The sequence below is a fragment of the Spirosoma fluviale genome (genome assembly GCF_900230225.1).
In the GTDB taxonomy this organism is placed as follows: Bacteria; Bacteroidota; Bacteroidia; order Cytophagales; family Spirosomataceae; genus Spirosoma; species Spirosoma fluviale.
The window spans coordinates 2037748-2057300 of the sequence record NZ_OCNH01000001.1; the positions used below are offsets into that span (position 1 = coordinate 2037748).

General features: G+C 46.1%; 19 protein-coding genes. 9 read left to right on the forward strand and 10 right to left on the reverse strand.

Translation table 11 applies throughout. The features are described from left to right. Positions 1–5: 5 nt before the first annotated feature. Together CRO74_RS08570 and CRO74_RS08575 are read right to left on the reverse strand one after the other, a co-directional pair. Positions 6–413 carry a response regulator gene (locus CRO74_RS08570; RefSeq protein WP_097125542.1) on the reverse strand — a complete coding sequence of 136 codons (408 nt, stop codon included), beginning with the start codon at positions 411–413 and terminating at the stop codon, positions 6–8. Next, entirely contained in the window at positions 379–1542 is a 1164-nt protein-coding gene (locus CRO74_RS08575; RefSeq protein ID WP_097125543.1) for a sensor histidine kinase, read from the reverse strand. Before CRO74_RS08575 ends, CRO74_RS08570 begins: the two co-directional genes overlap by 35 nt. 316 nt (positions 1543–1858) lie before the next feature. Between CRO74_RS08575 and CRO74_RS08580 the strand changes: the two genes are divergently transcribed. From CRO74_RS08580 to trmB, 3 genes are read left to right on the forward strand one after another with little or no spacing between them, the layout of a single operon-like run. Next, a complete protein-coding gene (locus CRO74_RS08580; RefSeq protein ID WP_097125544.1) occupies positions 1859–2803 on the forward strand; it encodes a hypothetical protein in 945 nt (314 codons plus the stop codon). After that, a complete protein-coding gene (locus tag CRO74_RS08585) occupies positions 2803–4089 on the forward strand; it encodes a bifunctional folylpolyglutamate synthase/dihydrofolate synthase (RefSeq protein WP_097125545.1) in 1287 nt (428 codons plus the stop codon). The genes CRO74_RS08580 and CRO74_RS08585 overlap by 1 nt, the downstream gene beginning before the upstream one ends. A gap of 2 nt (positions 4090–4091) precedes the next feature. Then, on the forward strand, positions 4092–4754 hold the full coding sequence (gene trmB / locus CRO74_RS08590; RefSeq protein WP_097125546.1) for a tRNA (guanosine(46)-N7)-methyltransferase TrmB: 663 nt from the start codon (positions 4092–4094) through the stop codon (positions 4752–4754). A gap of 111 nt (positions 4755–4865) precedes the next feature. Here the strand turns inward: trmB and gap are convergent, their stop codons facing one another. Next, positions 4866–5858, reverse strand: coding sequence for a type I glyceraldehyde-3-phosphate dehydrogenase (gene gap, locus CRO74_RS08595; RefSeq protein ID WP_097125547.1), 993 nt, complete (start codon positions 5856–5858; stop codon positions 4866–4868). Between the two features lie 1266 nt (positions 5859–7124). On the opposite strand from gap, the gene CRO74_RS08600 reads away from it, so the two are divergent. Then, positions 7125–7940, forward strand: a complete 816-nt coding sequence (locus CRO74_RS08600; RefSeq protein ID WP_097125548.1) for a 2,3,4,5-tetrahydropyridine-2,6-dicarboxylate N-succinyltransferase — start codon at positions 7125–7127, stop codon at positions 7938–7940. A 197-nt stretch (positions 7941–8137) separates the two neighbouring features. After that, positions 8138–8656 carry a helix-turn-helix transcriptional regulator gene (locus CRO74_RS08605; RefSeq protein WP_097125549.1) on the forward strand — a complete coding sequence of 173 codons (519 nt, stop codon included), beginning with the start codon at positions 8138–8140 and terminating at the stop codon, positions 8654–8656. A gap of 532 nt (positions 8657–9188) precedes the next feature. On the opposite strand, the gene CRO74_RS08610 is transcribed toward CRO74_RS08605, so the two are convergent. The 4 genes from CRO74_RS08610 to parS form a co-directional block, all read right to left on the reverse strand. Further along, complete coding sequence (locus CRO74_RS08610) at positions 9189–10628, reverse strand: tetratricopeptide repeat protein (protein WP_097125550.1); 1440 nt, start codon at positions 10626–10628, stop codon at positions 9189–9191. 142 nt (positions 10629–10770) lie between these two features. Further along, positions 10771–13287 carry a DNA gyrase subunit A gene (gene gyrA, locus CRO74_RS08615; RefSeq protein WP_097125551.1) on the reverse strand — a complete coding sequence of 839 codons (2517 nt, stop codon included), beginning with the start codon at positions 13285–13287 and terminating at the stop codon, positions 10771–10773. 277 nt (positions 13288–13564) lie between these two features. Further along, on the reverse strand, positions 13565–14014 hold the full coding sequence (locus CRO74_RS08620) for an RES family NAD+ phosphorylase (RefSeq protein WP_097125552.1): 450 nt from the start codon (positions 14012–14014) through the stop codon (positions 13565–13567). Between the two features lie 24 nt (positions 14015–14038). Beyond that, positions 14039–14422 (reverse strand): Xre family toxin-antitoxin system antitoxin, encoded by a 384-nt coding sequence (gene parS, locus CRO74_RS08625; protein WP_097125553.1) that lies wholly within the window; start codon positions 14420–14422, stop codon positions 14039–14041. Between the two features lie 130 nt (positions 14423–14552). On the opposite strand from parS, the gene CRO74_RS08630 reads away from it, so the two are divergent. The 3 genes from CRO74_RS08630 to CRO74_RS08635 all read left to right on the forward strand — a co-directional run bounded on the left by CRO74_RS08630 (position 14553) and on the right by CRO74_RS08635 (position 16371). After that, positions 14553–15131 (forward strand): DUF4142 domain-containing protein, encoded by a 579-nt coding sequence (locus tag CRO74_RS08630; RefSeq protein WP_097125554.1) that lies wholly within the window; start codon positions 14553–14555, stop codon positions 15129–15131. Between the two features lie 69 nt (positions 15132–15200). Further along, positions 15201–15371: a hypothetical protein gene (locus tag CRO74_RS31520; protein ID WP_179830149.1), complete on the forward strand. Its 171-nt coding sequence runs from the start codon at positions 15201–15203 to the stop codon at positions 15369–15371. A gap of 106 nt (positions 15372–15477) precedes the next feature. Continuing rightward, positions 15478–16371: a phosphoenolpyruvate carboxykinase (ATP) gene (locus CRO74_RS08635; RefSeq protein WP_097125555.1), complete on the forward strand. Its 894-nt coding sequence runs from the start codon at positions 15478–15480 to the stop codon at positions 16369–16371. A 3-nt stretch (positions 16372–16374) separates the two neighbouring features. Here the strand turns inward: CRO74_RS08635 and hisS are convergent, their stop codons facing one another. Next, positions 16375–17739 carry a histidine--tRNA ligase gene (gene hisS, locus CRO74_RS08640; protein ID WP_097125556.1) on the reverse strand — a complete coding sequence of 455 codons (1365 nt, stop codon included), beginning with the start codon at positions 17737–17739 and terminating at the stop codon, positions 16375–16377. A 161-nt stretch (positions 17740–17900) separates the two neighbouring features. Between hisS and CRO74_RS31525 the strand changes: the two genes are divergently transcribed. Beyond that, positions 17901–18056, forward strand: a complete 156-nt coding sequence (locus tag CRO74_RS31525; protein ID WP_179830150.1) for a hypothetical protein — start codon at positions 17901–17903, stop codon at positions 18054–18056. Positions 18057–18088: 32 nt separating this feature from the next. Here CRO74_RS31525 and CRO74_RS08645 read toward each other — a convergent pair whose 3' ends face one another. Then, positions 18089–18448 (reverse strand): hypothetical protein, encoded by a 360-nt coding sequence (locus CRO74_RS08645; RefSeq protein WP_097125557.1) that lies wholly within the window; start codon positions 18446–18448, stop codon positions 18089–18091. A 92-nt stretch (positions 18449–18540) separates the two neighbouring features. Further along, complete coding sequence (locus tag CRO74_RS08650) at positions 18541–19548, reverse strand: glycosyltransferase family 2 protein (protein WP_097125558.1); 1008 nt, start codon at positions 19546–19548, stop codon at positions 18541–18543. Between the last annotated feature and the right edge of the window lie 5 nt (positions 19549–19553).

A 19553-nucleotide genomic window follows, 5' to 3' on the forward strand; every position in this document is an offset into this window, starting at 1 on the left:
CAGTGTTAGGAGAAATAAGTAGCGACCAATTCGTTGATCATGGCCAGCGTCAGGGGTTTGGTTCGATACGAATTTATTTCGGGTAGTGAACTAGCTCGCTGTTTATCGATGGTACTAATCGAGGTGGTTAGCATTACAACGACAACATGGCCTTTTAACTGAGAATTAAGTCGCTGGTATTCGGTCAGGAACTCAAATCCATTCATACCGGGCATATTGATGTCAACGAAAACGACATCGGGCCGGATGTAATCCGGATGACTGATTTGTGTTAAGTACGTAAGTGCCTCTACACCGCTGTTCACTACGCGAACAGCATCGCACTGGTTAGATTCGTCAATAATGAGCTGGTGTAGGAAATTATCGTCGGGATCGTCGTCAATTAACAGAATACAGTGAATGGGTCTGGGCATAATGCTGACTTGTCTTAATAACTTTGGGAATTACTACATAAAACGTGGAGCCAACGCCAACGGTACTGTTGAGGCCGATCTGACCCCCATAAATGTCGATTACTTTTTTACAGGTGGCTAATCCAATGCCGGTTCCCGGATATTCATTGCGGCCGTGTAATCGCTGGAAAATTTGAAATACCCGGTCAAAATAGTTGGCGTCGATACCAATACCGTTATCACTTACCGTAAACCGATACTGATTTCCTTCGTCCACTGCCCGTACTTGAATACTGGGTACAACATCCGGGCGACGGTATTTCAAGCCATTGGTTACCAGATTCTGAAACACCTGCTTTAAATCGGTTCGGTGGGCTCTGATCGTTGGGAGCGGGCCTACCTCAATGGTAGCCCCGGTCGATAGAATGTCAGTTTGTTGTTCCTCCAGAATTTCGGCCATCACCTCATTGAGGTCTACATTCTCAAAATCGATATCTGTGCCCACGCGGGAGAAGTCGAGCAGGTCATTGATCAAAACGCGCATCCGTTCGGCGGCAGCGGTCGATACATTAATTAATTTGAGGGCATCGGGATCCAATTTCTCACCGTGTTTACTTTCCAGTAAGGTAAGGTAGTTGACGATCGTTTTGAGTGGTGATTGTAAATCATGGGATGCGATATAGGCAAACTGTTGTAGTTCTTCGTTTGAGCGGGAAAGTTCCTGCATCGCCTGCTGGCGAAACGACAGTTCGCGGTCATACTCTTTTGAGGTACGCAGGCCAACGGCTTCGTCAAAATACCGGATCAATGCCAGAACGGTAGCAACGGATACCCCGGCGGTAAAAAACCGGATCAAGGCATTGATCCGGTAGGCTGGCCACCAGAACATGACCGCATCGAACAGGTGAGTAAGGCCGCAGAGAAGAATAAAAGCACCAAATAATACAAAAACGCCGGATAGAGGCACGCCCTTCTTAACCAGTATAAACCGGATTAAGATGAGCGGGATAGCCATATAGGCTAGCCAGATTGTTAAGTCGGACAGTATATAGAGCCACCCATGAAAGTCTGTCCATCGACCACAGTACCAGCGAGGGGGCCAATCACTAACATTTGCGAGTTGCTGAAAAAACTCGATTACTTCGTTCATAAACTATTGATGGTGAGTATTCTATGTGGAGAATTCTAGCGGGAATTAAATTGGTAGTCAGCCTTATTAGTAGTCAAAGATACGGGTGTATGTTATGCTGTCCTATTACATATGTGCGTATAAAATGTATACGTTGTTGGCAAGATCGTTAAACAAGTTAGTCAAACTAACGCTTTTTCCGATTTAATTACAACCGGATGAACAGGTAGCTGGTCAATTTTTCTGTTACTTTGTTCTGTGAGTCGGGGTTCAAATGTACCTCGTCATAAACGAAGAAGACACTGACAGCGTTATTAACAGGAAAACGATCACCTGCATGAACCGTATCACCTTTGAGAATGAGGACGAAATCCGGGTAAAGTCCCTGGCCGGTGCTATTATTATCAATGTAATTTTAGTAGCCTTACTGTTGCTGGTTAACCTATCCCAAACCGTTCCTAATCCGCCACCCATTGAGTTTGTCGAAGTTAACTTTGGCACCGATGCGCGCGGTAGTGGGCGTATTCAAACGTATAACAAAGCGTCTGATTCCCCTAATCCGGTGGATGTGAAAGCGGCAGATAAACGTCCCAATCCAAAGGTAAATACCACGCCCCGATTAGAAAAGACCCGCGTTACCCCATCGCCGAAGGTAGAGGACGCCAAACCAGCTAAAACTGCGACGGAGAAACCAATCATTGCCAGTAAATCGGAAAGTCCTGTTACTACGCCCGAGCGGCCCGAACCCAAGCGTGTTGAATCGCCTAAGGCAACGGCACCCGTAGAGCGTCCTGCCCCGCCTGCGCCCCAGAAAAAGGTGGAAACGGTAAATAACGATGCTGTATTTAAAAAATCGTCGGGTGGGGGCGGCTCTAATGGGACGGTTGGAAAAGCATCCGGAACGGGTGGTAATAACAATGGTGACGACGCCAGTGGGGTAGGTGACAAAGGAAATCCCAACGGAAAAATAGACGCTAAAGAGTTTTATGGTACTCCCGGTGGTTCTGCTTCCGGAGTTGCTTTTGATGTTTCCGGCTGGTCTTTGGTGAGTCGCCCCAGTATAAACGATGATTCTGATGAAACCGGTAAGATCGTTTTCAAGATAACCGTCGATGGAGAAGGGGAAATAATTCGGGTTCAAACCCAACAGACAACGGTTAGCCCGTCAGTGGTGGAGGTTTATCGGAAAGCGGTTCAGCGCCTGCGTCTCCGGCCTAAAGGAGGGGCAACACCACCCACGGCAAGCGGCACGATTACATTTATTATTAAGTCCAAAGATTAATGCAGTACACGGAAGCAATCGACTATCTATACAGTCGGCTCCCAGTTTTCCACCGGATTGGCCCCAAAGCTCTGAAGCTTGGGTTACGTAACACCTTATTACTTTGCGAAGGGCTTGGAAATCCCCAGCAGCGGTTCACCAGTATCCATGTTGGCGGAACGAATGGGAAAGGAAGCACCTCCCATATGCTCGCGTCTATTTACCAGTCGGCGGGCTACCGCGTGGGTTTGTACACGTCCCCCCATCTTAAATCGTTTACAGAGCGGATCCGACTCAACGGCCAGCCTATTCCCGAAGAAGAAGTTGTCCGTTTTGTGCGGGAACAGCAGGCATTGATTGAATCGGTAGAGCCTTCTTTCTTTGAAGTGACCGTTGCGATGGCCTTCGATTTTTTCGCCCGTCAAGCCGTTGATGTGGCCATCATTGAAGTTGGGTTGGGGGGGCGTCTCGATTCTACCAATGTAATTACCCCTGTTGCATCTGTCATTACCAACATCGGTTACGATCATACCGATATACTGGGAGATACACTCCCGTTGATTGCCGCTGAAAAAGCAGGGATCATCAAACCAGGTGTTCCGGTTATAATCGGTGAGTCTCATCCCGAAACAAAGGAGGTATTTACATCCGTAGCGGCAACCCTACAGGCACCCATTACCTTTGCGGATCAGCAATATCAACTGCAGAGCCTGGGTCTGGTGAATGGACTTCGACAGCTACAAGTGACCGGAGGTGATATGGCTGGCCAGTTGATTCAACTTGATTTGCTGGGAAATTACCAACTAAAGAACCTACCCGCTGTATTGGCAACTGTTCGACAGTTACAGACTCTGTTTCCCGTAACATGGGCTGAACAGGAGGAGGGACTGGCTGCTGTCACAGCCCAAACAGGATTAAAGGGGCGTTTTCAAACCCTGCGTTTACAGCCCAAGGTAATTGCTGATACAGCCCACAACAAACCTGGTCTGGAAGCACTTTTCGAAACGGTACAGTCTATATCGTACAAAACACTTCGTATTATTCTTGGCCTTGTGGCCGATAAAGACCGTTCACAGGTACTGTCTATACTCCCGTCGACGGCCGTTTATTATTTTTGCCAGGCACAAACTCCGCGATCGTTGCCCGCTCATTTACTTCAGGAAGAAGCGGTTAGTCTTGGACTCGCCGGGTATGCATTTACTGATGTAAATTCTGCTTTAGCAGCTGCGCTTGAACAAGCTGATCAGGATGATCTACTTCTAATAACCGGCAGTAACTATACGATTGCCGAACTAATCAATTTATAACCGTGACGCGTAGAAAAACACATCGCTTCCTGCAAAATGCAGAAAGCACAAATGTTATTGAATCTGGTAAACCGATTTACAAAACCATTCGTGGCCATTGGCGGACCGATTATTTTGGTAACGAAAATCCAATTATTCTTGAGTTGGCCTGTGGTAAAGGAGAGTATACGGTAGGGTTGGCACAGGCTTTTCCTAATGTAAATTTTATCGGTGTCGATATAAAAGGTGACAGAATTGCCCGGGGCTCCAAAGCAGCCCAAACGTTGGGTCTGACGAATGTCGCGTTTCTTCGGACGGATATTAACTTTTTGACCGAATTTTTCAGGACTGGTGAAGTCAATGAAATCTGGATCACGTTTCCCGATCCCCAGCCTAGACCAAAGCAGGAGAAACACCGCTTAACTCATCCCCGTTTCTTAGCAACCTATCAAAAATTACTTGTTTCCGGGGGGACACTTCATTTAAAGACAGATAATCCGGAACTGTTTGCTTATAGCCTGGAGCAGGTTCAAGCGGCCAAAGGAACCAATTTACAATACACAACAGACCTCTATAATTCTCCCCTGAATGAAATTCACTTGGGAATTAAAACCAAGTACGAACAGATCTTCTTCGATAAGGGATTTACAATTAACTATTTACAATGTAAAATGGGTGCGATTTAAGTAAATCGCACCCATTTGTAAATTATTGGTTTAATGCAACAATGTAAACTTAATCATGTAAATCAATTGTAATTAACATAGTTTACATAATTAAGTTTACAATTTACTTTATTAAAACAACTTAGCGATTAGATCAGCAACCCGGCTTGAATAACCATATTCATTATCGTACCAGCCTACAACCTTAACCAATGTACCATTAGCGGCCGTTAATTTCGAATCGAAAATGCAGGAGTGGGGGTTGCCAACAATGTCAATTGACACGATTTCGTCCGTGCAGTACTCAAGAATACCACTTAACGTCGTTTCAGATGCCTGTTTAATGGCATCGTTAATCTCCTGGATTGTTGCTTCCCGCTTCAGGACGACTGTTAAGTCGGTTAAGGAACCGTCTGGAGTTGGAACCCGCATGGCGTTACCATCCAGTTTCCCTTTCAACTGGGGAAGAACAAGTCCTACCGCTTTAGCAGCGCCCGTTGAGGTTGGCACAATCGATAAAGCCGCTGCCCGTGCCCGCCGAAGGTCGGAGTGAGGAGCATCCTGTAAGTTCTGATCGGCGGTGTAGGCGTGAATGGTTGTCATGTAGCCTTTTTCGATGCCAAAAACGTCATCAAGTACTTTTGCCATTGGTGCCAGACAGTTGGTCGTGCACGAAGCATTCGAAATGATTGTTTCTTCGCCTGTTAAGGTATCATCATTTACACCTAATACTACGGTTGGGATATTTCCTTTAGCGGGAGCGGAGATAACCACCTTTTTAGCACCAGCCTGGAGGTGCATACCTGCACCAGCCTCATCAACGAAACGACCGGTTGATTCCAGAACAACATCAACTTTTAGATCACCCCAGGGGAGATTTTTCGGATCACGTTCAGCATAGGCATTAATTCTGATTCCATTTACGGTCAGACTATCGGCATCAGAGGCAACTGTCCCGGAAAATTTGCCGTGAACAGAATCGTATTTAAGCAAATGCGCTAATGTCGCATTATCGGTTAGGTCATTGATCGCAACTATTTCAATGTTTTCTTTTGTCAGTAGTTGTCTGAACGATAACCGCCCAATACGGCCAAAGCCGTTAATAGCAACGCGTATTTTTTCCATGTACAGAGAAAATTGGTTTGTTTTCGGGGTCAAATATACGGATTAATAAGCCTAATCAGGCAATTAAAGTATATACTAAAAAGGAGGGAGTCAAATCAGTAATGATAGTTTTTAGTAATAAAGGACATATATTTAGTAAAAATATAGCAAAATACTACTAAAATGTAGCAAATTTAGTAACTAATGCTAAAAAGTTAGTATTATAATTAGTATTTACTAATAATTATGCTAAATGCTAATGTAATGGCTTATTTTACTAAAATAATTGTTTTGTTAGTATTAACCGCTGATTAATTTATACCCCTTTATAACGCATTCTACTAGAGAGAAAAACAGGAGTAGGGTTTATACTCAACACTACTATGGATTATCTTCTACATAATCATTTTAGACGATTTGTTTTTTTACTTCTCTTATAAACTATTCAATAATAGTTCATCTAACTAATACGGTTAGTCTCTAGTGTATTGATTAAAGTCAAAAATAATCCGTTATCCCTTAGTTTGGTTTATGCATAGCTTAGCAATCAATAAGGGTCTTAGTTATTTATTTACATGCAAGTGGATCATCTAAAATAGACTAGGTTATTTCCATTACCTTCAACCTCTAAGTCCTTCAACTGCGGCCCGCCCTAAGCAAGTTTAACCTGGAGTAATTTCACTTTAGTTCTTAACTTCTATTCAGCCTTATCAATGGCTTCATCTTTGCTTGTTAAACGCTACCAGACAGTCATTAGAATCTTATGTATCATAACGTTCTGCGTTATGATTTGATATCTGCGTGTGAAAAGTAAGGCTATCAATTAGCAACTAGCGTAAGAGCCACATAAAACAATCATTCATGAACGATGAGCGATCTTACGCATGAGAGCCCTTTAACATTATGAAAACAGTAATAGAAATAGGGATTTCAGGCAACGCTCTACTACATCCGTTTGCAAACTGCTAGAGCGAGGTAGGCTCTGCTTTGGTGGAGGAAAGAGATACTGACTCGTTCAGATAATACTATACTCATACATAAATCATTTATACACCTTTATCGTCATCGGTGTCAAAACTTACCCGCTTGTCAGTGCAAGGCATCAGCAGACGTTAAATAATTTGAGTCTTATATTTCAACTATACAGGTGTTCGTATTACCTTTGAAAAAACAAAAATCGAGATCAATATAATATTGTTATAGAACAATAGAAAATTCTGTGATTAAAAAATATCTATTGATATTCAGATAATTATGAATCTATATATAAACTTTTACTTTAATTAAATGATTAACAAAATCGAGGAAATCTGGGCTAACCGTGAATTACTTACTAAGTCAGAATCTATCAACCTGATCAAAGACGTAATAAATCAATTAGATAGGGGGGAACTTCGCGTTGCAACGCCACCTACTAATGAGGAGGGAAGCTGGACGGTCAATGAATGGGTTAAAAAAGCGATCCTTCTGTATTTCGTGAGCCAGCAGATGAAGGTTGAAGAAGTAGGCATCTTTACTTTTAACGACAAAATTCCGTTAAAGACGAACTTTGCCGATGCTAAAGTCAGAGCAGTACCACCAGCCGTTGCACGTTTTGGTTCGTACCAGGCTCCCGGCGTTATTCTAATGCCGTCTTATGTTAACATCGGGGCTTATGTCGATGAGCGGACAATGGTAGACACCTGGGCAACGGTTGGCAGTTGTGCGCAGATTGGCAAAGATGTTCATCTTAGTGGCGGAGTTGGGATAGGCGGGGTGCTGGAGCCACCACAGGCGGCTCCTGTTATTATTGAAGATGGTGCATTCGTTGGTTCACGCTGCATTGTGGTAGAAGGTGCCCATATTGGGAAACGGGCTGTACTCGGTGCAGGCGTTACCATTACAGGATCATCAAAAATTATTGATGTTACAGGTAACAGTCCCGTTGAGTATAAAGGCTTTGTTCCAGCTAACTCTGTTGTTATACCTGGAAGTTATGCTAAACAGTTTCCGGCCGGAGAGTACCACATCCCATGTGCGATAATAATTGGCCAGCGTAAACCATCAACTGATTTAAAAACTTCCCTGAACGACGCGCTACGGGAAAATAACGTATCTGTTTAATAATGTAAATATTCACCAATGTACAGTTTATTGACTGTCTATACTTAATAAATAACATTATTATATTGATTTACATAGCCACATTTCACAGATGTGGCTATTTTATTTTGTAAATTACAGAAGTATGTATTTATGTTTACAAGAGTAATGTTTATGTTTGTAACATATAGGCACTTAATTAACAAAAGCCCACGATTATGCTGACGATTAATGACAAGATTAAACAGATATTAATCGATAAGAATCTTACTCCTTCTTATTTCGCCGACGAAATAGGCGTACAACGATCCAGTATATCTCACATTTTATCTGGTCGTAACAGACCGAGTTTCGACATTATTCAGAAAATAATCCGTCGTTTTCCAGAACTTGGCTATGAATGGATTATGGAAGAAGAGGGGCAAAATAGTAATCAGACTATTCCAGCAGGAGTAGGGTATGGTACAAATCGTTCTGTGGGCAGACCTCCGTCCATTGAACGGGCTGATCGATTTACTAACTCCGGCACACTTTCCTATCAACCTCAATCGCCAGGTGTTCGTAGCCAGCGTACAGAAATACCTCCGGTAAGTTTACCGGTGCAACCGGAAACAACCAGTTCTGTGGACGCTCAGCCGAGTGGAAATTCAAGCGCGGATAAGCCAGAAAAGAAGGTAGAACGCATCCTGATCTTTTATACAGACGGATCATTTCGGGAGTACACACCGACTGCTTAAGTCGCTCTCATTTACGCTTTAGATTGGGGAGCCTGGAAACCATCTACACAGGCGATGAATTCGCTATTTTTCGTTTGATCCGACCCTATAGAGAATTAACAGGGAGCTCCAGCCAATTACAACAATAATAGTATAAAGGCTGTTGGCACTTGAAACGGCGTTCCAAACCGATTTCATTTTTCAGAGAATTTCTCCAATCAAGATTGGACGAAGGTAGACACGAACCTTTTTACAACTTTGGATCAGAAGCATACTATTTTAACTCACATTTTTCGAATATCAACTGTTCTTAACTCTCTTTATATACCTGAAAATGGCCCTAAAAGGCTTTAAAATGGCCTTTTTCATCTATTTTTTACCTAACTCCCTGTAAAGCAATACTTTAGTGTTCCACGTGGATAATGTGTTAATAAGTCTGTGGATTACTCCATTTCATTTGTTGTATAATTTATATTATGTTAAGTAAAGTTTTTATTAAATAGGGTCGGTACCTTCCGATACCGACCCTATCCTGTTATTCTTACTGAGGTTTTTATTTACCAGGCTCGATGCAGACGATCTTCTTCTCTTCGTACTGCTTCAGAATATTCTGAAGATTAGTCAGGTTTTCATTCACATCTGCCTCATCTTTAATCGATTTAGCTTTCGTGAAGTACGGTAACGATTGTTTGAACTTACCACAAACTTTACCATCCAATTCCTTACCATTTTTGTTGTACTCGGCCATATCCATTCGGTCAACGCCACGCTTCATTTCAACAGCTTCGTTGAACAGGAAAACCGCCATGTTAAAGTTAGCATCGTAGTTGTTCGGATCAATTGCCAACGCTTTTTCCAAATAAAGCTTCTCCTGACTCTTATTCTCCTGTTGCGACTGCTTTAACTCGGCTAACCGCTTCGCTCCGTCTGCTGCTGCACCAGCTTTAGCAGCCGCTTCTTTAGCCTCGGCTTCCAGCTTGGCTAATTCGGTCTTTTGGTCTGACAAACGCTTTTGTACTTCCGTTAGCTGCCGCTTTAACTCTGGCTTGGGTGACTTTTTAATCGACGCCTGTAAGCGGGCTATCTCGCCATTATAGGCATCGATAATGCTTTTCGCATCGGCTACTTGCTTTGCCGTATTTCCACCCTTTTTGCTGTCTCCTTCCAGTTTCCGAATCTCCTCAGATGACTTATTGGCAATGTTATTATAAACGATCGACAGGTTTACCAGATTCTGCACATTGTTAGGATCTTTCTCAACCATCTGTTTCATCCCGCTAATGGCTTCGTCCATCCGGTTCGTCGATAACATAATATTGATCTTCTCATTGGCAAGATCTTTATTAGTCGGTGCCAGTGCGATTCCTTTATCCAAGGCAACCAATGCTTTGTCAATCTCATTATCGGCCCGGTAGAGCATCGCTAACGAACCATAAATCGTTGCATCTTTGCCCCCACTGGTGATGTATTTCTCCAGTTGGGTTTTAGCCGTTGCATTATCCTTGATCTGCTGAGCAGCAATAGCCGTATACAACGGTGCCAGTGTATCTTTAGGATTGATATCACCGGCGATTGACATCGACTTCATCGCATCCGCATAGTTCTTGGCCTGGAACTTGGCAACACCCTGCTGCATAAAAGCCGTAGCCATGAGAGGAGCCTTCAAGGCTTCCTCTGCCTCTTTTGCCAATTTGCCCGGACCACCTTTTTTGTCCTTGTCTAATTCAACCACCTTCTTGAAGGCATCAAAGGCAACCGTAGCAGCTGCAGAATCAATTTTCATCTGCCCCTGAGAAGCGATGTTCTGATACGTTTTAGCCCGATCCATCCAGGTGCTGGCTTTAGCAGCCGCTTTGGCATCGGTAATATCCTTATCACTTTTTTCCTTCTCTTTTTTAAATGCTTCCATAGCAAGCGCGTCTCCGGCTGCCTGCTGGGCGCGTACACCTAGTGAGAGGAGACACGCGACGGCGATTACAAAAACTTGTTTCATGTGTAAACTGGGGTTGTGTTTTCTTTTAAAGAACGAAATTACGGATTCTGTCTGTATAAGCATGACCTATCTGAAATTGTTTGAGCCGCCTGACTGATTATCTAATCAGTACAGGCGGCTCAAAACAACTCATCGATCCAGACTATTCCTCAACGGCAGCTTCGGGTTCAACAGAGGCTATCTCCTCGCCCTCCTCCCGCTTTATTTTTGTTACCGATGATATTTCATCGCCTTCATTAAGCTTGATTAAGCGCACACCCTGTGTGTTTCGGCCAATCACATTGATCGCATCAACAGGTGTACGGATGGCAATACCCGATTTATTAATAATCATTAAATCGTCGTTATCGGCTACGTCAAGTACCGCGACGAGCCGACCAACTTTCTCTGTCACTTTCAGCGTCCCAACGCCTTTGGCACCCCGGTTTGTGATCCGGTAGCCGTCAATATCCGAGCGTTTGCCGTATCCATTCCGGGAAACAACCAGCAATTGAGCATCCTGAGTCGAAATACACACCATGCCGATCACATGGTCGGTTGGGTCCTCGTCGTCCAGAGAAATACCCCGTACACCGGCCGCCGTACGCCCCATGGGCCGCACCCGGCTTTCATGGAATCGAACCGCTTTGCCCGCACTCGATGCAATGACAATGTCGTTGTCGCCGTTGGTCATGCACACGCCCAGCAGTTGGTCGTCCTCATCAATCGTGATGGCAATGATTCCGTTCTGGCGGGGGCGGGAGTAGGCTTCCAGCATCGTTTTCTTGATGGTGCCTTTCCGCGTACACATCACAATGTAGTTATTGTTGATATAGTCCTCGTTTTTGAGATCTGTCACGTTGATGACGGCCCTAACTTTATCATCCGACTCGATGTTAATAAAATTAGCCAATGGCCGCCCCTTCGATATGCGTGACCCTTCGGGAAGCTCATAAACCGGCAGCCAGTACATCCGTCCTTTCTGGGTGAAAGCCAGCAGGGTGTTGTGCATGGTAGCGGTAAACAGGTGTTCGGTGAAGTCTTCTTCTTTGGTCGAAGCGGCCTTCGCCCCTACTCCTCCCCGCCCCTGCGACCGGTACTCTGTCGTTGGTGTCCGTTTTATATAACCTTCGTGCGAGATGGTAATCACCATGTCCTCATCAGCAATCAGAGAAAGATCACTGATGTTTCCATCACCCAGAGGATTGATTTCCGTTCGGCGCTCATCCCCGTAACGGGTACGAATATCCGTCAGCTCTTCTTTGATAACCTGACGTTTCCGCTCTTCGCTGGCCAGAATCTCTTTCAGGTCGGCAATCACGGTCATGAGTTCATCGTACTCTCCCTGCAGTTTATCCCGTTCCAGACCCGTCAGGCGTTGCAGACGCATTTCAAGAATCGCTTTCGCCTGAAGATCGCTCAGACTAAACCGCTCCATCAGGCCCGTACGTGCCACTTCCGGGTCGCGAGACGACCGAATCAGTTCGATAACGGCGTCGATATTATCCAGCGCAATTAGCAGCCCTTCCAGAATGTGTGCCCTTCTCTCTGCTTCGCGAAGTTCGTACTGCGTCCGACGGGTAATTACTTCGAACCGGTGTTCGACGTAATACTTCATCATGTCTTTCAGATTCAGCATCATCGGGCGTCCCTTTACCAGGGCGACGTTGTTGATGCTGAACGACGATTGCAACGCAGTATGCTTATACAGGTTATTGAGAACAACGTTGGGAATGGCATCTTTCCGAAGATCGTAAACCACCCGCAGGCCATCCCGGTCGGATTCGTCCCGGAACGCCATGATACCTTCTATCTTCTTATCGTTGATCAGTTCGGCCGTTTTTTCGAGCATTACCGCTTTGTTGACCATGTACGGGACATCCGTCACGATGATCTGGGTTTTGCCCCGGTTCTCTTCAATCGTGGCGTGAGCCCGCATCACAACGCGTCCACGGCCGGTCTTGAAAGCCGACTTCACCCCTTCCATACCATAGATGGTCGCGCCGGTTGGGAAATCCGGCGCTTTGACAAACTGCATCAGTTCCTCAACGGTAATCTCACTGTTTTCCAGATAAGCCAGAATACCATCTACGACTTCCGTCAGGTTATGGGGAGCCATATTTGTGGCCATACCAACGGCAATACCCGACGACCCATTCAGCAACAGGTTCGGCAGTTTGGCCGGCATGACGGTCGGTTCCTGCAGGGAATCATCGAAATTACCCTGAAAATCAACCGTTTCTTTATAAATGTCGGTCAGCAGTTCGTCGGCTATCCGCTTCAGACGCGCTTCGGTGTAACGCATGGCAGCGGGTGAGTCGCCGTCGATTGAGCCGAAGTTTCCCTGTCCATCGACAAGTGGGTAGCGCAATGACCAGTCCTGGGCCATTCGAACCATAGTATCATAGACCGATGAATCGCCGTGTGGGTGATACTTACCCAGGACTTCACCAACTATACGGGCCGATTTCTTATGTGGTTTGTTGTAATTAACCCCCAGTTCAGCCATTCCGAACAGTACCCGGCGGTGAACAGGCTTTAGACCATCACGCACATCGGGCAAGGCACGAGAGATGATAACCGACATTGAATAATCAATGTAAGCACCACGCATCTCGTCTTCAATGTTGATAGGAATGATATTACTGGGAGATTCGAGGTCGGGAGTTTCGTCCGCCATGTGCCAAAGGAGTTTCGCAGAAAATTACTATTCCGGCTCACACACTGCGCGTGAACCGCTCTATAGACAAATATACAAAATTTTCAGGAGAAAAGAGAAGTAAACCCGTAAAAACGCGCCTGAACGGCCTGAAATACCCGATATAATCCTAGTATAAAAAGCGTAAAATGATCCCCCAAGCCGGGGTAATCATCTAAATCAAATACAATTCTATTTCAAGTAAAACACAAGCTATAACCAGACCCGTGCTTACTACTCTAGTACAGGACTATAGCTATCAGGATTTTAGCCGTGGGTCGAAGGAAAATGGCTCGGTATTCACTAAGGTGATATGGAGAAAATCGGGATGGGCTGGATTTAGAAGGTAGTTCCATTCATCGGGAATAATAGCGGATGGGACACGCAGTACGGCAGATCGTCTTTTTTCGAGCCACTCCCCTCCTATCTGCTGACAAACACCGTATTGCCAGTAATCGGACCAGTTGTCAGGCAACAGTTCCCTATCCACGGTATCAATAGAAAGATTGTCCGGTACGTTGATAACCATTACCCGGAAGTTATCCATGAGCCCTTCGCTGGAGCGGTGAACGACGTTTTCCAGGCAGGCGAGCGCCCGTGTACCAGCCGTATAGATAACAAACTGGCCACGGCTATTCCAGCGTGCGGCTCCGCCCGATGCAACCAGCCGATCAGCATAAATAGCTTTTGTAATTCGATAAACAAGCATTAAGCAGGAAATCCGTTAGTAGCGTCAGGCCAGGTCGCCGTATTCAATCCGTGTGACCTCATCCATCACCAGATCGATCCCCCCCGAAGTATGCAGCAAATCGAATGGAACCTGGTTACCTAAGCCATAGGCAGGTTTGTCCATCCAGCGTCGGAAGGAATCGGCGGTGCCAAATACGGATTCGCCGGTTTGGAACAACGCCATAATTTTAAGCACTTTCTCACTATCCTGTGGATTAAGGCTTTTTTTCTCGCGTTCGTACCGCTGAAACGTTTTGAGGGAGGTATCGAAGACTTCGGCCAATTGCTCGCGCTTGTAACCCGTTAGCTCAGCGATCTCAAAGAAACGCGTGGCTGGAACCCCTTTCAGGGCTGAAAAAACAAGCGCTATACGATCTGGAATAACCATATGACAAACATAAGAACTTTGTCCGGAAAACTAAGAATTTTGTCTAAAAATTCCTCATTTAACACCACTCTTAAAACCTAATGCATCCAAAAACGTTTGTAGTACTAGTTCATTACTTAACAATAACGTTATGAAAAAGATAAGCCTGGTTGTATTGCTCGCGATCAGCACCCTGAGTTTTCAGGCATGCAGCGAAAAGAAAAAAGAAAGTGAAGACAGCGTAGAGAACGCAGAAAATGCCAACGAAGCCAAAGAAGATGCGGGAACCGGTCAGACCGAAGAAAGCAGCGAGTTCGCCGTAAAAGCCGCGAATGGTGGCATGATGGAGGTTGAACTGGGACGCCTGGCGCAGGAAAAAGCCCAAAGCCAGGATGTAAAAGATTTTGGTGCCATGATGGTAGCCGACCACTCGAAAGCAAATGACGAGCTGAAAACCATCGCGACTACGCACAACATCACACTGCCCACGACTTTGGGTGAAGACGAACAGAAACATGTGAACGACCTGGCAAAACTGACCGGAGCAGAGTTTGACAAGAAGTACGTGAGCATGATGGTCGATGACCACAAAGAGGACATTGACCTATTTAAAGAAGCCGCTGACGACGAAAAGGCAAACCCAGCGATTAAGGAGTTCGCAACAAAGACGCTGCCTACGCTACAAAAGCACATGGACCGCATTAACGCCATCGACAAGAAGATTGATTAAACAAGAATAAGCTTTCGCACCGATCCAATAGTTGAATCGGTGCGAAATAAAACTATACAGCCTCAACCTATGAAAACCATACCCTTAGCTATTACCCTGGTTGTCGTTCTGGGTGGGGCAGTAAGCTCTCGGGCGCAAACGAAGAACCGCTCGACATCACCCGATGGCTCAGGTGTACGCACTAAAACACCAGCTGATACCGAAAAAAAGGCACCAGCGCGGAAGGTGAATCAACTCTGATTCCTCATGTGCTTTTAAAGGCACTTTTCGGATTGGTAGTAGGCAAGGCAACTATTTTCCTTACTTTTGAACACCCGGATCAAAAGCTTAGGGTAGTCGTGTTGCAATGAAAAAATACCTTGCCTTTGGCTTGACCCTTGAAACCGGGCTTGATTTCACGAGCGTCCTACAGGAGTCAACGGCAAAAACCGATGTTCGATTAACCGAAGCTATCATACCGGATAAAGCTAATCGACCGACTCGGGTACACCGCCGTGGTGTACAGGCTAGAATCGGAATAACGGCAACAAGTCTTCTTCTGAACTGGCCCGGCATTGCTAAATTCAAAGTTTCCGGCGGAAACGAAATCATCTATCAGAATCTGGGTACCGATGAAGGCACGCTGCGGCTCTTTCTATTGAGCGAAGCTATAGGTTTGCTGCTCTACCAGCGGGGGCTGTTTCTGCTTCACGGAAGTGCCGTAAAATTAGGATCAGCGGCATCGGTATTCGTAGGCGTACCCGGCGCGGGCAAATCCACCACAGCGGCCGCTTTTGGTAAAGCCGGTCATACTGTACTGACGGATGATCTGGTCGCCATTCAATTAATCAATAAGAAGCCGTTCGTGATCCCGGCGTTTGCTCAGTACAAAATCTGGAGAAATACGGTCGATGGGCTGAACGTCGATGAGTCGACACTGGAGCCGTCCTTTGAAGGCGCTACCAAGTTTCTGGTAACACAACCTCTGGCTGATTTCCCCCGCTCCCCTGTTCCCTTACACCAGATTACGCTCCTGTATCCGCCCAATGCCCGCCGGACGAATGAGCCGATCAAACCTCTGCGGGCACCGGTCGAACTGCTTAAACATTTTCCACTCCCGGTTCAACTCCTGACGGGCGATTTTTTACAGACGCATTTCAGGGATTCGCTGGCAATTGCGCAGCACGCTGGCATCTACCAACAAAAAAGGCCCAACGGGTTTGACGCGTTAGACCTCTTCGTTCAATCGTATTCGGCTTGATATTTACCGTAATCGGTCCATTAATTCCTCTGTAGTTACCTTAAACTGTTCGCCCGTTACCATATTTTTGAGTGAGAGGATACCTGTCTGCACCTCTTCCGAACCGATCAGCACCACAAAAGGAATGTTCTTTGCATTGGCGTAGTCGAGCATCTTCTTCACTTTTGACAGATCAGGATACATCTCGGCAGCAACGGCGGCCGTCCGAAGTTGATTCAACAAAGGCAACGCTACCGACCGGGCCTCTTTGTCGAAGGGAACGATCAGCACATGCGTTCCCTGGCCAGTATCGGCCGGGAAGAGGTTCAACTCCTCCATTACATCGTAGATCCGGTCTACACCGAACGAGATTCCCACGCCCGACAGACCCGGCATACCAAAGGCCCCGGTTAAGTTGTCGTAACGTCCGCCCCCGCTCACACTACCAATAGAAACGCCATTAGCTTTTACTTCAAAAATGGCCCCGGTGTAATACGACAGTCCCCTCGCTAATGTCGGATCAATTTCTACCCTGGAATCAGATAATCCATATTGGTCGACTAACAGAAGCATTTCTTCCAATTCAGTAATACCCTGACGGGCGGTATCCGATGCCGAAAGCCAGTTTTTTAGCTGATCGAGCGTCTGGTAAGGGGTAGCCGAGCCGAATAGAAACAAGGGTTCCAGGCTAACCAGGGTCTCTTCCGAAAAGCCCCGCTCCCGGAGTTCGTCGAGCACTTTCTCTTTCCCGATCTTATCCAGTTTATCAATCGCCACGCTTAAGGTACCTTCCTGACCCGGTGCGCCAATGACCTCCGCAATACCAGCCAGAATCTTGCGATTATTAACTTTAAGAGTAAAATTCTGAATGGCCAGATTTCGGAATGCCTCATGAATCATCAGCACGATTTCGGCCTCACAAAGAAGCGAATCGGTCCCGACCACATCGGCATCGCACTGGTAGAACTCACGGTAACGTCCTTTTTGTGGGCGGTCGGCCCGCCAAACGGGCTGCATCTGATAACGTTTAAACGGCAGCGTCAGCGAATTGCGGTTCATGACCACATACCGGGCAAAAGGAACGGTAAGGTCATAACGCAGGCCTTTCTCAGCTATTTTCGGAGTTAACTTTTTCGACCCGGAGGCCAGATCGAGCTCCGTTATACCTGCCGCGAAATCGCCGGAATTAAGAATTTTAAACAGGAGTTGATCGCCTTCGTCTCCGTACTTACCGGTCAGAGTCGACAGGTTTTCCATGGAGGGCGTTTCTATGGGCTGAAAACCAAATTGTTGAAATATCTGGCGAATCGTATCAAAAATAAAAAGCCGTTTACGCATTTGCTCCGGCCCAAAGTCACGGGTGCCTTTCGGCAAGGTTGGTTTTTGCATTAGAATAAAGCCGGATTTTAGTCCGTTTTGACAACTTGATGAACACAAGCTGCATTTTAGGACGCAAAAATACTGACTTTAGTCGGTGGTACTTTCAAAAATCAAGGAAAAAGCGTACTTTTGCGGTCTGATTTTGAACTGACACGTAAAAAGATACAATCATGGGAGTAACAGAACTGAAGCGTAAGGCTCGCCGGAACCGCGCTATCGCCAATAACAAAGTAAATGCAATCAAACAACTGCTGCGCAAGCCGACCATCAAAAACGTAGACGTAGAAGCCATCAAAGCTTCGTTTGCGGAGAAGAAAGAAGCCTAAACGAATACTCTGTCTGTTAAAGCAGGCAATCCTTATTTAGTGGCCTCACCCTTACCCGGTGAGGCTTTTCTTTTGGGGCGAAAGCGCTCCCAGTCGCGGTCACGCTTTTTGAGTTCACGACGCACAAACCGACGATAATCCAACTGCGCCCGGTAGCGAATAGCCTGCCCGAAAAGCAACAACCCGCCATTGATCAACACCAGGCTATAGGCTCCCCATAGAAACCATTGCCGAAACGGAGCTCCCCCGTGCTTTGCCTCCGCAGCTTCACTTAACACACACAGGCCCACACTAAACAAGAGTAGACCCAACGGAGCCACAATCAGGCCTTTGGTTCGGGTACTCATGCGTTTTACCAATCGTTGACCAGGTGGTTTAGCGAGTTTTGCCATAGGATGTAAGGTATCGAAGGGGTTTATGTAACTAACGTTCCGGCGGTTAATATCGTTAACTCCGGCTATGTATTATGTGCTAAAGACGATGCTTACGAAGGGTATTCGAGAGTGGCACCCGTTTCTCGGAATCCTTTGGGCTCTTTCAATCGTTTCCAGCCTTCGCTCAAAAAACCGGTTCCGTAGCCAATCAGCTGAACGAAAGCGGCTACTACACTCAACAGACCAACAGCAAGGCTTTTCTCCTTTCGGCTGGCATCCACAAAAATCAATACCGAAAAGAGGACCAATATACCCATTGCCAGCGAAAACAGGAATGAACTGATAAACGCCCAGATTGGTAGGGAGTAGACAAAGAGCGTAAACAGCGCCGGAAAGGCATGAACAAGTTTCAATTCGGACGGATAATACCGGGATATGTTAATGCGAGCGCGACCAAAGAACCGTAACTGGCGAAAAAACTGCCCGAAGTTGGTTCGGCGCTTGTGATAAATGAACGCATCCGGAATCAGGCCGGTGCAATAGCCATTTTCGATAATTCGAATTGCGAATTCAATGTCCTCTCCCATCCGGCTTAATTTGTACCCGCCAATCGTTTCCCAAACGGTTCGGGAAAGCCCCATGTTGAAACTGCGGGGATGGTAAGTTCCGCCCAGGTTTTTTTTGCTGCCCCGAATCCCACCCGTCGTAAACGGTGAGGTCATGGAGTAACTGATGGCTTTCTGAATGGGGGTAAAATCGGGATGAGCAGCATCCGGGCCACCGTAGGCGTCGAGCCAGGACGATGTCAACTGCTGATTGACCACCGAAAAATAATGCGGGGGAACAAGGGCATCCGAATCGAAGATAACGAAGTAATCTCCTTTGGCCCGTTCAAAGCCATAATTCCGGGTAAACCCCTGTCCAGAGTTTTCTTTAAAAAAATAGCGGATAGCCAACCGGTCGGCGAAGTCAGCTACGACCCCATCCGACCGGTTGGTCGACCCGTCTTCAATAACCAGCACCTCAAAATTTTTATACGTCTGTTTGGTCAAGCTCACGAGCAGTTCGCGCAGTTCGCCCGGACGGTTAAAAATGGGGATGATAATGGAATAGTACATTTGCC

Excerpts from the sequence above, each read along its gene's own strand:
- CRO74_RS08570 (WP_097125542.1), bottom strand. The coding sequence starts at position 413 with ATGCCCAGACCCATTCACTGTATTCTGTTAATTGACGACGATCCCGAC.
- CRO74_RS08575 (WP_097125543.1), bottom strand. The coding sequence starts at position 1,542 with ATGAACGAAGTAATCGAGTTTTTTCAGCAACTCGCAAATGTTAGTGAT.
- CRO74_RS08580 (WP_097125544.1), top strand. The coding sequence starts at position 1,859 with ATGAACCGTATCACCTTTGAGAATGAGGACGAAATCCGGGTAAAGTCC.
- CRO74_RS08585 (WP_097125545.1), top strand. The coding sequence starts at position 2,803 with ATGCAGTACACGGAAGCAATCGACTATCTATACAGTCGGCTCCCAGTT.
- gap (WP_097125547.1), bottom strand. The coding sequence starts at position 5,858 with ATGGAAAAAATACGCGTTGCTATTAACGGCTTTGGCCGTATTGGGCGG.
- CRO74_RS08600 (WP_097125548.1), top strand. The coding sequence starts at position 7,125 with ATGATTAACAAAATCGAGGAAATCTGGGCTAACCGTGAATTACTTACT.
- CRO74_RS08605 (WP_097125549.1), top strand. The coding sequence starts at position 8,138 with ATGCTGACGATTAATGACAAGATTAAACAGATATTAATCGATAAGAAT.
- CRO74_RS08610 (WP_097125550.1), bottom strand. The coding sequence starts at position 10,628 with ATGAAACAAGTTTTTGTAATCGCCGTCGCGTGTCTCCTCTCACTAGGT.
- gyrA (WP_097125551.1), bottom strand. The coding sequence starts at position 13,287 with ATGGCGGACGAAACTCCCGACCTCGAATCTCCCAGTAATATCATTCCT.
- CRO74_RS08620 (WP_097125552.1), bottom strand. The coding sequence starts at position 14,014 with ATGCTTGTTTATCGAATTACAAAAGCTATTTATGCTGATCGGCTGGTT.
- parS (WP_097125553.1), bottom strand. The coding sequence starts at position 14,422 with ATGGTTATTCCAGATCGTATAGCGCTTGTTTTTTCAGCCCTGAAAGGG.
- CRO74_RS08630 (WP_097125554.1), top strand. The coding sequence starts at position 14,553 with ATGAAAAAGATAAGCCTGGTTGTATTGCTCGCGATCAGCACCCTGAGT.
- CRO74_RS31520 (WP_179830149.1), top strand. The coding sequence starts at position 15,201 with ATGAAAACCATACCCTTAGCTATTACCCTGGTTGTCGTTCTGGGTGGG.
- CRO74_RS08635 (WP_097125555.1), top strand. The coding sequence starts at position 15,478 with ATGAAAAAATACCTTGCCTTTGGCTTGACCCTTGAAACCGGGCTTGAT.
- hisS (WP_097125556.1), bottom strand. The coding sequence starts at position 17,739 with ATGCAAAAACCAACCTTGCCGAAAGGCACCCGTGACTTTGGGCCGGAG.
- CRO74_RS31525 (WP_179830150.1), top strand. The coding sequence starts at position 17,901 with ATGGGAGTAACAGAACTGAAGCGTAAGGCTCGCCGGAACCGCGCTATC.
- CRO74_RS08645 (WP_097125557.1), bottom strand. The coding sequence starts at position 18,448 with ATGGCAAAACTCGCTAAACCACCTGGTCAACGATTGGTAAAACGCATG.
- CRO74_RS08650 (WP_097125558.1), bottom strand. The coding sequence starts at position 19,548 with ATGTACTATTCCATTATCATCCCCATTTTTAACCGTCCGGGCGAACTG.